Genomic DNA, 13,932 nt, shown 5'->3' with positions numbered 1-13,932 from the left:
GTCTCCTCGATGCCGTTCTTTTACACGCCGCGTGACAAGGCGAGGGCGCGGTCCACCATCTGCGGCGCCAGGCCGAGATAGTTGGCCGGATCGGTCAAGCGGTCGATCGCGGCGCGATCGAAGTGCTGCGTGACTTCGGGCAGTGCCATCAGCGCCTCGGCCAGCGTGCCGCCTTTTTCGCTCACGGTGCGGCAGGCGTCGTAGACGATGTCATGCGCCTGTTGGCGACCCGTGAAAGGCGCCATGCCCATCATCACCGCTTCGGCCACGATCAGGCCGCGGCTGATGCCGAGGTTGTGCTTCATGCGGTCGGTGTCGACGATCAGGCCGCCAAGTGCGAACTTCGCCTGGTGCAGAGCGCCGGCAGTGAGGATGAAGCTCTCGGGAATCGCAATCCATTCTGCATGCCACGGGCCGGTGGCGCGCTCGAAGTCTTGCACCATCGCATCGACCATCAAGCCGGCGTGCTGGCGTACCGCCTTCGAGGCGGCCAGCATCAGCTCGCTGGAGATCGGGTTGCGCTTTTGCGGCATGGTGCTGGATGCCCCACGGCCCTTGACGAACGGCTCGTAGACCTCGGCGAACTCGGTCGACGCCATGATCATGATGTCGAGGGCGATCTTGCCGAGGGAGCCGGTAATGAGTGCCAGCAGGTTCACCGCCTCGGCGAAGCCGTCACGCGCCACATGCCAGGTGGTCGCCGGCACGCCCAGCCCAAGTTCCTCGGCCATCGCCTGCTGCACCTCGAAGCCCTTGTTGCCCAGCGAGGCCAGCGTGCCGGCCGCGCCGGCAAACTCCACCACGGCCACGCGCGGGCGCAACTCAGCCAGACGCTGCTGGTGGCGGTCGAACATGGCGAGCCAGATCGCTACCTTATAGCCAAAGGTGACTGGCAGCGCCTGCTGCAGGTGCGTGCGGCCGGCCATGGGCGTGTCGCGATGCCTGGCCGCGAGGTCGGCCAGGATGGCGCGCAGTTCGCGGATATCGGCATCAATGCTGTCGAGCGCGTCGCGCACCTGCAGGGCCACGGCGGTGTCCATGATGTCCTGCGTGGTCGCGCCCCAGTGCACGTAGCGGCCGGCCTCGCCGCACATGCCCACGAGCTGGTGCACCAGCGGCAGGATCGGGTAGCCGACAATGTCGGTCTCCTCGCGCATATGGTCAAAGTCGATGCGCTCCAGGCGCGACTCGCGCGCAATTACCTCCGCGGCCTCGGCCGGGATCACGCCCACGCGCGCCTCGGCCTTCGCCAGTGCGATTTCGGCGTCGATGTAGCGCTGGATCAGCGCACGGTCGGAGAAGATCCCGCGCATCTTCGCGGTGCCGAAGGCATCGCGGAACAGGATCGAATCCACGACGGTGCTAGCCATGGGGACGGAGAAAGTGGACATATCGGCCTCTGAGGTAAATTGCTGGACTCTCGAACACACGCTAATATGTCCGGACATATTTGACTATAATATGTTTAAACATATTCGCAACCATGGGTTTACCCTGGGACCATGAATACGAACGCTTCACTCGCCATACCTAAGGTCAACTTCTCGTCCATCGCGCACGATCTGACGGAAGGCCCACGGCACGCGCTGGCTGCGCATCTCGAGCCTGCGCATGGACGGCGTGCCAACACGCCGCCCATCGGCTGGACCGATGCGTATATCGATCCGGCCTATGCGGAGATCGGCGAAATCGTGCGCGCGTCGCCTGGCGTCCTGATCAGTGCCTTGATCGAGGCGCGCTACGGCCGATGCATTGCCGAGATCCGGCAGGATGTGTGCGCCTTGACTGTCGGCGACACCGACATCTCACGCGCCCTTGGGCTGACGCCGGGACAGGCGGCACTCAAGATCGTGCGACGCTATTTCGATGCCAGCGGCCACGTGTTCGAGGTTTCGGTCACGGTGCATCCGGCCGAACGCTTTTCGCTATCTATGCGGTTGCAGCGTTAGACTGGATAAGCTCTCCCGGGAGACGGGATACGCGTCGCCCCTGGCCACGCGCATCCATAGACCATTCACTTCGATTGAGGACGCCGACAAGATGGAGGTGCCATTGGAACAGACGGGTGCATGGCTCGCAGGAACGATTGACCTCGGCGACTTAACCGTCAATCGATTGGGCTTTGGCGCAATGCGTCTGTGTGGAGACTCGGCTTGGGGAAGACCAAAGGATAGGGATCACGCCCATCGCGTTCTGCATCGGGCGGTCGAGCTTGGCGTGAATTTCATCGATACAGCGGATAGTTACGGCCCGGAGGCAAATGAGTCATTGATCGCGCAGGCCTTGTATCCCTATCCTCCGGACCTGGTCATCGCGACAAAGGGTGGTTTGGTGCGGCCAGATCGCCGATCCTGGGTTCAGGACGGTCGCCCCGAGCATTTGCGGGGCGCGGTCGAAGGCAGTTTGCAGCGCTTGCGGCTGGAGCGCATCGATTTGTATCAGCTCCATGCGCCCGATCCGAACGTGCCATTCGCCGAGTCGGTCGGCGCCCTGGCCGATTTGCAGCGCATCGGAAAAATCCGCCATATCGGAATTTCGAACATCACGGTCGCGCAGCTCGATCTGGCACGCAGCATCGCGCCCATCGTGTCCGTCCAGAACGCGTACAACCTGAGAAACCACACTAGCGAGGACGTGCTTGCCGCGTGCGAGCGTCTCGGTATTGCCTTCCTGCCCTGGTATCCGCTGGGTGGCAAACGAGGACTACGGGCGCTCAAGGTGAAGCAGGCCGCCACGCGGCACGGCCTTACGCATGCAGCCTTGTCCATCGCGTGGCTGCTTGCCAGGTCACCTGTGATGCTGCCCATTCCCGGCACTCGATCCATCGATCACCTCGAGGAAAACGTGCATGCCGCCTCCCTCAGGCTAGCACCGGAAGACTTCGACGATCTGCGATGAAGGGGCGCCAAAGCTTGCGCGTGGCGGGAAACGCTCCACGGCGCAAGTCTGGCAAAAGCCAATGTCCTGGCCCCGACGGCATGAGAATATGCTGACATCGCAATGCAGTGAAGCACCAGCCATCAAGGGATGCATTGCCGCCGCGGCCGGTCGACATCGGTCACACGGACGTGAGCGATGCGCTGTCGCCCGAACCAACCGGATGGAAAGTCATGATCGACAAGCAAGATGTAGAGCCGGACAGCACGGCAGCGCGAGTCGCCTTGTGGCGCGCCCTGCATGTCGAGGCTGACCCCCCGCCACATGTGCTGGAAGACGACATCGGCCTCAAACTGCTGTCCCCGGACAAGGATTGGCGCCGCCGCGGGGACATGGACCCGCAGTTCACGCGCCCCTTCCGCGCCTCGATCGTGGCGCGCGCTCGTTTTATCGAGGACCTGGTCGTGGAACAGGCCGGCCGCGGGCTTGCCCAGTATGTCATCCTCGGCGCCGGTCTTGACAGCTTCGCGCAGCGCAGGCCGGAGATCGCGTCCGGCCTCCGGGTGTTCGAGGTCGACCAGCCAGGTCCCCAGGCATGGAAGCGTCAGCGCCTGATCGAGCTTGGCTTCGGCGTCCCGGACTGGCTGCGCTTCGTGCCGGTCGATTTCGAGACGGGCGAGGCCTGGCGGGACGGACTCGTGGCTGCCGGAGAAGGGCGCGCGAGCCAGCGGGACCCCTTTCCTCAGCTTCTTCACCCCGCTGGAGATCCTGGCGCTGGCCCGTGAAGCCGGCTTCAAGGAAGCACGGCACGTGTCGGCAGCCGATCTCACCCGGCGCTACTTCGCGGGCAGGAAGGATGGCCTGCGTCCGCCGAACAATGCGGAGGAACTGCTGGTGGCGAATACCTAGCTGCCCGCATGCATTCCGGCCGTGCCTGATGAAGCGGTCGTGAGTGGCCGTTTGCCAGAACGGTCAACCGATTGGTCATGGTAGAGTCGACCATCATTCTTTGTCGAGTAGCCTTATGTCGCCACCCGTTGAACGCGGACCCGTCGATTCAGAAGACCATCGACAGGGCATGGAAAGCGCCGCTGATGCGCACAGTGTGACCATGCGGATTCCGGCAATGGTTCCAGCGCAAACCGCTCTCGTGGTCATGCATTATCAGACCGACATCCTGGCGTTATTTCCATCGGTCGCGCCCACTTTGCTCTCCAATACGCGCAAGCTGTGTGACGCTGCGCGGGCCAAGGGTGTCAGCGTCTATTTCGCCAAGATCCACTTTGGTCCAGGCTATCCGGAAGTCAGTCCGTTGAACAGGAACGGGCAGGGAATCAAGCAGCTTGGTCTCTTCGTCGACGACCAGATCTCGCCGGAACTCGGCCAGCAGGCCACTGAACCGCTCATCATCGCGCATCGTGCCAGCGTGTTCTTTGGTACCGACCTGCAGGTGCGGCTTTCCGCGCAGGGTATCGATACCCTGCTCATGGTGGGCATTGCGTCGACCGGTGTGGTGTTGTCGTCGGTCGCGTACGCGAGCGATGCGGACTTCCGTCTATTCACGGTCAAGGATTGCTGCTACGACCCGGATCAGGTCGTGCACGATCATCTTTTTTCAACGGCGTTCGATTCGCGCACAACAGTGCTTTCGCTCGCTGATGCCCTGCTGTTGCTTGGCTAGCATTTGCTGGGGTTTCGACAGTTTGGGGTGCAAAGAAGTCGCCCCTCAGCGCGTCGTGCGGCTCGCTAAAAGGCCGGGCTGCATCGCCATCCGGGGCATGCGCTATCGAACGCCGTGAATGAACGCAAGTATTCCCGTGCCCACTGTATCGTCGGGGCTGTTGATCGAAAAAACCTCGGAGAAATGGTTCTGTCCCGGGAAGCGGGTGAATGCTGGACAGCGGTTGGCTTTGCAGAGCGCGTCCTGGAGCTGCCGCGCCTGGTGCTCCACGGCGGCGGGATCCAGTTCCGCGGTTGCCACCATGAGTGGCAACGGTGTCTGCTGAAGTCCGGGCACTGACGAGCGTTCCCCGTACCGGCTGACGTCGTCGCCGAAATATGCCTTGAGCGCCGGGCTAGTCTCGGCGGTAGCGGGGTCGAAGATGGTCGCCGAGAGAAACGCCGCGCCGGCCAGTCCTACGCCAACCGGTCCATAGAACTGTGGGTGGGCGACATAGGAGGCCACGAGCACCGCGCCAGACGAGTGACCCACAAGAAAGACCCGCTTCGGGTCGCCGCCTTGCGCGGCGATGTTCTCCTGAACCCAACGCACCGCCAGACCCAGGTCTTCGGTGCCCGCTGGCCAAGCGTTCTGCGGTGCCATCCGGTGATTGAGATTGACGCCGATCAGTCCGCGGCTCGCGGCCCATAGCATCACGTTGTCGTAGAAGGGGCTGTCGGACGCATGTTTGTCACCGCGCACGAAGCCGCCGCCATGCACGAAGATCAGCACGGCACGCGGCGACTGGAGCGCAGCCGCGGGTACGAACAGGTCCAGCCTCTGGCTGTCTGCCGGCCCGTAGTTCAGATCCCGCGAGACACGCACTCCCGAATAAGACTGTGCCTTCAACAGCGGCACATACAGGGCGGCAGTGCTCGACGGGTCAACGACTCGATCCAGCGCCTTGAGCTTTTCGTCAAGATCGGGCGGCACCTGCGCCAGGGATAGGTGACTGGCGACGCCCAAGGCCAGGATCGCCAGGGCGCGCCCGAAAACTTCTCGACGGCTCATCACAATCTCCCGACGCAGCTCGCACGGTGACCAATCGGGGTCTTGCCTCCGCACAGGTCCCAAGTCTGATGCATGACCGCCACGTTGTGCTACGCCACGCATCAACATCAATTTATAGATTACCGGGTAGTCAACTGCAAGACGGGAGCAGCACCTATCGTCCGCTGTCCGACACCCACGACCGATGGACCGCTTCTGGCCGGGAAGGCGCCTCGACTAGTTTCATGCCTATACCCCGCTGCATGAATTCCGGGTGGACAAAGATCGCCCCCAGCGCTTTCTTTTCGAGCTCGATCATGCCTGTCGCGACGGGCTCACCCTGGATGCAGGCCAGATGCAGATTGTCAATTTCAACGTCGGCACCTGGCCGATCGCGAATGGCGCGCGCGCCCGCGTGACATCAGAACGTCCAGAAGAGGAAGCGTCGATGCCGTCGTTCATGGACCGTGCGAGGAGGCCGGGTCTCGGGGCCAAGCCGCGCATCTGGATCGATCACTCGCGCGCGCAGCGCCATGTCGTAGAACGCGCCCACCATCGGCAGGGCGCTGTGCGCGCCTTCGCCCCAATAGTTGCCGAGCGTCACGCGTCCATCGTCGAAACCCACCCACGCGCCCGCGACCAGTTGCGAGTGCATCAAGATGAACCAGCTATCCGTGTTGTCCTGCGTCGTGCCCGTCTTGCCGGCCACGTCGGCGCGAATCCCGAAGCGCGCCCGGATGCCCGCGCCGGTGCCCCGGCTGACGACGTCGCGCATCACGTCGACGAGCGTTTGCGCCGCGCCGGCGGGCAGCGCCTGTTCTGGCGCTGCGCTCGCGAAATCGGCGAGCACCTTGCCGTCGTGATCCTCGATGCGCGTGACCATGCGCGGTTCGATATAGGCGCCGCGGTTGGCGATCGTGCTGTACGCCGAGACCATTTCCTTGAGCGTGACCGGGCTCGTGCCGAGCGCGAGCGATGGCACCGCTTCGAGCGGGCTCACACGCACACCCATTGCATGCGCGAGCCGTGCGACCTTCTCGGGGCGCTCCCTTTGCATGAGCTGGGCGGTGACGCGGTTGCGCGAATACACTAGCGCATCTCGCAGCGTCATCGGTCGCCCGGTGGGTGGTTCCGCGTCGGTAGGCCGCCAGATCGCCTGCCCGGTCAGCGCAATGGCGACGTTCCGGTCCACGATCGTATCGCTCGGCCGCGCGCCGTCCGCGAAGGCCGCGCCGTAGACGAACGGCTTGAACGTCGAACCCGGCTGACGCCGGGCCTGCTGCACGTGATCGAACGGTTCGTCACGGAAGTCGCGGCTGCCGACCCATGCCTTGATATCTCCGTTGCGCGGATCGATCGCGACAAAACCCGCCTGGATCTGTGCCTTGCTCCGGCAGAGCGCGCGAACGAACGTGGGGTTCGTGCCGAGTTTCCTGAGCGCGGCCTGATCCGATTGGCCAGCATCGCGTGCGGCGCGGTAGTCGGGCGTTTGCCGGATGAATGTCCGGAACAGGTCGTTGCCCGGCCAGCAGCCCGTGCGCTCGTTCCATGCGCCGTTCGCGATCCCTTGCAACTGGTTCGTCTGCCACTCCATCGCCTGCGTCGCCATCGCCTGCAGGCGCGAATCGAGGGTCGTGCGCACGACCAGCCCGTCGGTATAGATGTTGTAGCCGTTGCGATCGGCCCATGCGATCAGCCACTTGCGCAATTGCGCTGAAAAATGCGGCGCGGCGCCCGGTGGCGCGGTCTGCAACGCGAAATCGACGTTGAGCGGTTGTCGCTGCAACGAGGCGTAGGCATCGGGCTTGAGCTTGCCGTACTTGTTCATCTGCCCGAGCACTGTGTTTCGCCGCTGCAACGCGCGCTCGGGATTGAGCACGGGGTTGTAGGCGCTGTTGGCCTTCAGCATGCCGACCAGCGTGGCGCTTTCAAGGATGTCGAGCTGACCGGCAGATTTGCCGAAGTAGGTGCGTGCGGCCATTTCCACGCCGAAGGCGTTGTACAGAAACGGCACCGTGTTCAGGTACGTCTCGAGGATCTGATCCTTGCTGTACACGGCTTCGATCTTGAACGCCGTGATCGCTTCCCTGAGCTTGCGCGTGAGGGTCGGCGCGCGGCCGATTTCATCGGGATACAGGTTGCGCGCGAGTTGCTGCGTGAGCGTCGAGCCACCTTGCCGGTCGCCGGAGAACGTATGCAGCGCGGCCGACGCCGTGCGCTTCCAGTCGATGCCATGATGCTCGTAGAAGCGGCGGTCTTCGGTCGCGATCAAGGCCTCCACCATGTACGGCGAGATCTGGCTGAGCGACACCCACTGGCGATTGACCGGCTTGAACGCATCGAGCAGTTTGCCGTCGGCCGAGACGATCAACGCTGGCCGATCGACGCGCGCTTTGCGGATGTCGCCGATGCCCGGCGTAAACGGCACGAGCGCCAGCACGTAGAGCAGGAAGAGCGCTGGCAAGGCGGCGAGCGTCAGCGCGATGCCGCGTCGCGTCGGGTGGCGAAGGCGGCGCAGCGCGCTGTTGAAAACGAGTTTGCTTGCCGTGCTGCTGGCGGCGGCCAGCGGCTGGACGCGGGCGAGCCACCGTGCGCAATGCTCACAAAACAACGATGCATATCGGCGAATCACAGTGGCGGGGCGCTGGCGGAAAGAGCGCGATCGTACCAAAGCGGAAGGACGTTTCCGTTGTCAAAGCAGGGCCACGGGGCGCCATTAACAGAAGATTACATTTGTTTCGTGCGGGCAACGTTCGGTGTCAGCGTGCCGCCGGGTGGGAGGCCTTCGCCAGCCGGGCTCGGATGCTTCGGCATCGCCATGCCCCTGCTCCCCTTGCTACGAGCGGATGCCGAACAAGCCGTGCCAGAACGAATCGAAGGCGCCGGGGTGACGCCTGGGCCGCGTCGCCTCATTGGGGTTTGGCGCCGCCGCCCCGGCGGGCGGCGGGGCAGCCTCGGCGTCAGGCGCGTCCGCGGCCGGCGCGCTTGCCCTGCGCGACTCCTGCAAGGCCCATACGCTGTCCGCGATGCGCGCCGCCAGCTCCGCGTCGCAGTCCCGGCCGAGCAGTACGCCGAAGAGCACTTCGCGATTGTGGCCGTCGTCGGCAAAGCGCATCGCGATGGCAACCATCTTCTCGTAGTGTTCCTGGGCGACGCGCTGGTCCTCGCGTTGTGCCTTGCGCTCCTGTGCTTCCTGCGCTTCCTGCGCCTCGCGCTCGGCCTCCCAGCGCTGCATCTCCCGCTCGAATACCTCGTCGTAGATCTGGCGCTGCCCGGCATCGGAAAGAATGGCGTAGGCATCGCGGATTCCCTGGAATGCCTCATGCGCCTCCGCCTCGCGGCCAAGGTTGCGGTCGGGGTGCCACTTCATCGCTGCGCGGCGGTAGGCGCGCTTGATCTCGTCCAGGGTGGCGTCCGATTGCACGCCGAGGGTTGCGTAGAGGGTGGCCATGGAACTGGGGGCGGCTGCTGGGGAGCGGTCATCCTAGCACGGGGAGGTGACCTCGCCGGTAGCGCGTGCCGCTGGCGCTACGGTGCCCCCGGCTCGCTTCTTCCTTGCGCGATCGCGCTTATGCGCCAATGCTTGTTCCATATCACCTTCGCGGAGCAACGTCATGGACACACGAAGCGAACTGCAAGCCACCGTGGACGCCCTGGTTCAAGCGGGCAAAGGCCTGCTGGCCGCCGACGAGAGCGGGCCGACGATCGCCAAGCGGTTCGAGCGCATCGGTGTGGCATCGAGCGAGGAAAGCCGCCGGACGTGGCGCAACCTGCTCCTGTCGGCGCCAGGTCTTGGTGAATTCATCAGCGGCGTGATCCTGTACGAGGAAACGCTGGGCCAGCGCGCCGACGATGGCACGCTGCTGCCGGAACTGGCTGCACGCCACGGCATCGTGCCCGGCATCAAGGTGGACAAGGGCAAGCTCGCGCTCGCCCACGCTCCCGGCGACGAGATCACCGAGGGCCTTGACGGGCTGGCCAAGCGGCTTGCCGCCTATCGTCAGCAGGGCGCGCGCTTTGCCAAGTGGCGCGCGGTGTACAACGTGTCCGACAAGCTGCCTGGCCGCCTTGCCATCCAGGCCAATGCGCAAGCGCTGGCACGCTATGCCGCGATTTGCCAGGAAACGGGCGTGGTGCCCATCGTCGAGCCCGAGGTGCTGATGGACGGCGCGCACTCCATGGCGCGTTGCGCCGAGGTCACCGAGGCCGTGCTGCACGAAGTCTTCCACGCCTTGCACCGGCATGCGGTGGTGCTCGAGCACATGCTGCTGAAACCCAGCATGGTGCTCCCCGGCAAGGAAGCCGGGCAGGCGGCGCCGGCCGAGGTTGCCATGCAGACCGTACAGGTGCTCAAGCGCACGGTGCCGGCGGCGGTACCGGGCATCTTCTTCCTGTCCGGCGGCCAGACACCCGCCGAGGCCACCGCCAATCTCGATGCCATGAACCGGCTCGCCCCGCTGCCCTGGCGGCTGTCGTTCTCCTACGGGCGCGCTTTGCAGGAGCCGCCCCTGCTGGCCTGGCGCGGCGAGGCCGCTAACGCGGCGCAAGCGCAACGGGCGCTGCTGCAGCGCTCACGGCTGAATGGCATGGCCTGCCTGGGCCAACGCATGATTGATGCTCGAATGCAGGTTGAGAATGGATTTCACACTTCTCATTCGGCAGCACGTCGATCTCCATTTGCTTTCAGTGTGCCTCGGTGACCGGGTTCAAATAGGCCTCGAGGTCACGAGATACCGTGGAAAAGCGCTCGAGCAGGAAGTCGAGTAGCGCTCGGATGCGCGGCGCCATGTACCGGCTACGGTGGTACAGCGCATGCACCGGCACATCCGGAGACCGCCACTCCGGCATCAGCATCACTAATGCTCCCGCGCGCAGATCAGCGCCGATGTCCCATACGGATTTCATCGCTATGCCGTAACCCGTCACCGCCCATTCGCGCGCGATCGCGCCGTCATTCGTCTCTCGGGAATTTGCAAGGGGTACGGTATAGATCTCGACCTCGCCGCCGCGCGTGAACCGCCAGTCGTTCGCAAGCCCGGCCGCCGTTCCCAGGACGATGCAATCGAATCGCTCCAGATCGCGTGGGTGCTCCGGCGCCCCATGCGTCGCCACATATCCGGGCGACGCACAAAGCACGCGTCGATTGGGCGCGAGGCGCCGCGCGATCAGCGAGCTATCCGGGGGCACGCCAAAGCGGATGGCAAGGTCAATGTCGTCGAGCAACAGGTTCGACAACGAGTCCGACAGCACCAGGGAGAAAGTCACCTCCGGATATTGCACGTTGAACTCGTCAAGCCAGCCCTTGACGACGTGACGGCCGAAATCGGAGGTCGCCGAAATCCGCACCTTTCCGCGCACGATGCTCCGGCCGGCCTGTAGCGCCGCATGGGCATCTTCAAGGGCCCCAAGCGCCTGCTGGCAATGGCGCAGGTACAGCCGTCCCTCCTCCGTGAGCCGTAACTGGCGCGTCGTGCGCTCAAAGAGCCGCGTATTCAGGGTGGCTTCCAGCTTGCCAAGGCGTGCGCTCGCCGCCGCGGGAGAGAGTCCCAGCTTCCGTCCCGCAGCCGATAGCCCGCCCAGGTTTGCCGCTTCAACAAAAAGCCGGATGTCGCCGAGGCTCTCCACGATATTTCCGTTTTTTTTGAAGATGATTCAAATGGTAGGCCAATTATCAAAACACGCCGGACTTTGCACAATGTGCCACATCAGCAATTGGCGATCGAAGCCCCATCATCAACCAAGACCGGAGACCCGAAATCATGCCGAGAGGGCACGCGCCGCCGTCAGCCTTGCCTGAGCGCAGTCGACCGCTGTCGCCAGCCAGGCAAGGTGACCGGCAATCCAGGCCGGGATCAATGCCTCGGCGAGGGTAATGCAAGTTCATCCGTACACAGGGGGAAAAAATGTTCGTTTATCGCGGCTCGACCGCTTTGATCACAGGGGCGTCGAAAGGGCTAGGGAAGGTATTCGCGCAGACGCTTGCCGCACGCGGCATGAACCTGGTGCTGGTAGCCCGGTCTGGTGACGCCTTGCACGCCCTTGCACAAGACCTTACCGCTAGGCACGGCGTCCAATGCGTCCCGCTCAACGCCGATTTGGCCAATCCCTGCGCCGCCATTCAGATCGGCGAGGAACTCGAGCGCCGCGGCATTCAGGTTGACCTGCTGGTCAACAATGCGGGGCTTGGCCTGACCGGCAGCTTTCTCTCGCAGGATTTCAAGAAGGTACAGTCGGAGATCCAGGTCAACGTCCAGGCGCTGGTCGCGCTTGCCCACCAGCTTGGCAGCGCAATGACGAAGCGGGGCAAGGGCGGCATCATCAATCTTGCGTCCAACGCGAGCTTTCAGCCCCTCCCTTACATGGGCACCTACGCGGCAACCAAGGCGTTCGTCCTTTTCTTCAGCGAAGCGCTGCAATATGAGCTAGCCGGCACGGGGGTTCATGTGATGGCAGCTTGCCCAGGACCAACGGCGACGAGCTTCTTTGACGGGGTGTCGACCGAGGTGTCGCCCAAGGACATGGACAGCTCGGAATCGGTTGTTCAAAAAAGCTCGTGGTTCGCCTCGCGGCAATGGCCACTGGAAAAATGGGGCTGCAAGGCTGAAAGCACTCGGATACGTGTGCAGCCGTGCATACGACGCCGGGACTCCGAGCTGCGCGCGACGCGGGATCAATGCAATCTGGGCGGACGTGGCCCGGCACGCGACGTTCGTCGGCCCGATTGCCAATTTCGGTCCTGGATTTGATAGGCAGCCGGGTCTATCCTTTTCTCGGACTCATGCCGGCGACCGGCTGGCTGACAGATTTGCCAGGCGCCGAAAGCGCCGGCATCGGGTACTCTGGCCGCCACATACCGACAGCAGGCGGCCGCGGTTCAACCGGTGCCGTACCGGACGGGAGACAATCAAATGCGTGTTTCGATATCGCGGCGGGCCCTCATATGGCTCTCCGGCCTCGTCTTGGCGGGGTCAATGACCTTGGTGCATGCGGCGCCAGTCTCGTTTACCGTGCCGCTTAGCGGCGCGCAGGAGGTGCCTCCGGTCGAGACCAAGGGCAGCGGTTCCGCCGATCTCACCTACGATCCCGGCACACGGATTGTCACCTGGTCGGTCATGTTCAGCGGCCTGCCCAGCGAGGCCACCATGGCGCATTTCCACGGGCCTGCCACAACCGGCAAGAACGCGAGCGTGAAGGTCTGGCTCTCCGGGAAGGGCGGCGCTGTCACTAGTCCCTTCAAGGGCCAGGTCACGCTGTCCCCGGCCGACGCTCAGGAATTCCTTGCCGGTGAAATGTACATCAACGTGCATACCAAGGATCATCCGTCCGGTGAGATTCGCGGCCAGGTGCTGCCACCGAAGAGCAACTGAGGCCGCACTGCAACTCAGCGATACGCCAGGAGAAGCGCCGCCGCGGCGGCGCCGACGCCCAGCAAAAGCAGCGCCAGCAGCGCGGCTGCCGCCTGCACTCACGGCGCGACAGCCTCTTCCATCCGATAGGCCCGGTGAAGCAGTGCAAGGAAGCCCGGCGCCTCAGGTATGGGGTTGGTACCGATCCGGCTTACCGCCACCCCCGGTGTCCAGGAGTTCATCACCGCCGCCCCGGCCAGGCCAGCCAGGTCCGCCAGCGTCACTGGCTGGACGCGCTGACGCACACCGAGGCGATCCAGTTGCCGGCGCACGATGCCCATGGTCGTGCCTGCCAGCATTTCGGCCTCTGGCCACACGACCGCGTCTGCGTCCCAGAAGACCAGGTTCCAGATCGTCCCCTCGCTGAGGCGCCCCTGCGCGTCAACGAAGGCGGCATCGTCGAAGCCTTGAGCCACGGACTGGCGGAGGAAATACGTCTTGGCCACTTCACCAACGTGCTTCAGGGCTGGGAGAACCCGCTCGTGGGGCACCGCTGCCAACGCCAACGGCCCCTGTGGGCCGGACGCGGGCGGCCCGGTACGCACCAGCACTTCAGGCTCGGCATCCGCGCCGGCCACGGTGAACTCACCCGCCGGTGAGTACACGGTGGCCACCAGCGAGGCGTCTGTGGGCGCGCCTGCCAGCGCCGCGCGCAGATAGGCCCGCACCTGATCGTCTGGCAAGGCGCGGCCGAACAACGCCGTCGAGGCAACCCTGAGCCGCTCGAGATGGAGATCCAACCCACGGACCCGGCCGCCGCGTACCTGCATCGCGGTGAAATGCGCATAGCCCGCGAAGGCGAGGGGGGACAACGCCGCGACGGTTGCCGGCAGGCCATTGCGTTGAACGACAAAAGAAGACTGGCTGGCTGACATGGATCGCTGTGACTCCGGTAGTTGCATGGTTTGCCGCAACTATCTGCTATTGACCACGCTTTGA

The 13,932-nt window shown here is 64.2% G+C and carries 12 protein-coding genes and 1 pseudogene; 7 read left to right on the top strand and 6 right to left on the bottom strand.

Annotated elements, in window-relative coordinates; genetic code table 11:
- Positions 1-20: 20 nt before the first annotated feature.
- Positions 21-1,391, bottom strand: a complete 1,371-nt coding sequence (gene pcaB, locus OR16_RS11670; RefSeq protein ID WP_043419381.1) for a 3-carboxy-cis,cis-muconate cycloisomerase — start codon at positions 1,389-1,391, stop codon at positions 21-23.
- Between the two features lie 111 nt (positions 1,392-1,502).
- Between pcaB and OR16_RS11665 the strand changes: the two genes are divergently transcribed.
- The 4 genes and pseudogenes from OR16_RS11665 to OR16_RS11650 all read left to right on the top strand — a co-directional run bounded on the left by OR16_RS11665 (position 1,503) and on the right by OR16_RS11650 (position 4,558).
- Positions 1,503-1,949: a UTRA domain-containing protein gene (locus tag OR16_RS11665; protein WP_006158166.1), complete on the top strand. Its 447-nt coding sequence runs from the start codon at positions 1,503-1,505 to the stop codon at positions 1,947-1,949.
- Positions 1,950-2,040: 91 nt separating this feature from the next.
- Complete coding sequence (locus OR16_RS11660) at positions 2,041-2,898, top strand: aldo/keto reductase (RefSeq protein WP_050982944.1); 858 nt, start codon at positions 2,041-2,043, stop codon at positions 2,896-2,898.
- A gap of 212 nt (positions 2,899-3,110) precedes the next feature.
- Positions 3,111-3,786: pseudogene (locus tag OR16_RS11655) on the top strand (class I SAM-dependent methyltransferase).
- Positions 3,787-3,955: 169 nt separating this feature from the next.
- Positions 3,956-4,558 (top strand): isochorismatase family cysteine hydrolase, encoded by a 603-nt coding sequence (locus tag OR16_RS11650; protein WP_006158164.1) that lies wholly within the window; start codon positions 3,956-3,958, stop codon positions 4,556-4,558.
- Positions 4,559-4,660: 102 nt separating this feature from the next.
- Here the strand turns inward: OR16_RS11650 and OR16_RS11645 are convergent, their stop codons facing one another.
- From OR16_RS11645 to OR16_RS11635, 3 genes are all read right to left on the bottom strand, one after another.
- Complete coding sequence (locus OR16_RS11645; RefSeq protein WP_006158163.1) at positions 4,661-5,608, bottom strand: alpha/beta hydrolase; 948 nt, start codon at positions 5,606-5,608, stop codon at positions 4,661-4,663.
- A 400-nt stretch (positions 5,609-6,008) separates the two neighbouring features.
- Positions 6,009-8,198, bottom strand: coding sequence for a penicillin-binding protein 1A (locus OR16_RS11640; protein ID WP_006158161.1), 2,190 nt, complete (start codon positions 8,196-8,198; stop codon positions 6,009-6,011).
- Positions 8,199-8,423: 225 nt separating this feature from the next.
- On the bottom strand, positions 8,424-9,038 hold the full coding sequence (locus tag OR16_RS11635; protein WP_006158160.1) for a J domain-containing protein: 615 nt from the start codon (positions 9,036-9,038) through the stop codon (positions 8,424-8,426).
- A 163-nt stretch (positions 9,039-9,201) separates the two neighbouring features.
- On the opposite strand from OR16_RS11635, the gene OR16_RS11630 reads away from it, so the two are divergent.
- Complete coding sequence (locus OR16_RS11630; RefSeq protein WP_006158159.1) at positions 9,202-10,287, top strand: class I fructose-bisphosphate aldolase; 1,086 nt, start codon at positions 9,202-9,204, stop codon at positions 10,285-10,287.
- On the opposite strand, the gene OR16_RS11625 is transcribed toward OR16_RS11630, so the two are convergent.
- Positions 10,271-11,212, bottom strand: coding sequence for a LysR family transcriptional regulator (locus OR16_RS11625; RefSeq protein ID WP_006158158.1), 942 nt, complete (start codon positions 11,210-11,212; stop codon positions 10,271-10,273). The two genes, OR16_RS11630 and OR16_RS11625, sit on opposite strands and share 17 nt — an antisense overlap.
- Positions 11,213-11,490: 278 nt before the next feature.
- Here OR16_RS11625 and OR16_RS11620 point away from each other — a divergent pair, with 278 nt between their 5' ends.
- Together OR16_RS11620 and OR16_RS11615 are read left to right on the top strand one after the other, a co-directional pair.
- A complete protein-coding gene (locus tag OR16_RS11620; RefSeq protein WP_006158157.1) occupies positions 11,491-12,333 on the top strand; it encodes an SDR family NAD(P)-dependent oxidoreductase in 843 nt (280 codons plus the stop codon).
- Positions 12,334-12,495: 162 nt separating this feature from the next.
- Complete coding sequence (locus OR16_RS11615) at positions 12,496-12,954, top strand: CHRD domain-containing protein (protein ID WP_043419378.1); 459 nt, start codon at positions 12,496-12,498, stop codon at positions 12,952-12,954.
- A gap of 98 nt (positions 12,955-13,052) precedes the next feature.
- Here OR16_RS11615 and OR16_RS11610 read toward each other — a convergent pair whose 3' ends face one another.
- Complete coding sequence (locus OR16_RS11610) at positions 13,053-13,868, bottom strand: aminotransferase class IV family protein (RefSeq protein ID WP_006158155.1); 816 nt, start codon at positions 13,866-13,868, stop codon at positions 13,053-13,055.
- Between the last annotated feature and the right edge of the window lie 64 nt (positions 13,869-13,932).

Origin of the sequence: Cupriavidus basilensis OR16 (genome assembly GCF_000243095.1) — a bacterium.
Lineage (GTDB): Bacteria > Pseudomonadota > Gammaproteobacteria > Burkholderiales > Burkholderiaceae > Cupriavidus > Cupriavidus basilensis_D.
This window is presented reverse-complemented; position numbering and strand designations above follow the sequence as displayed.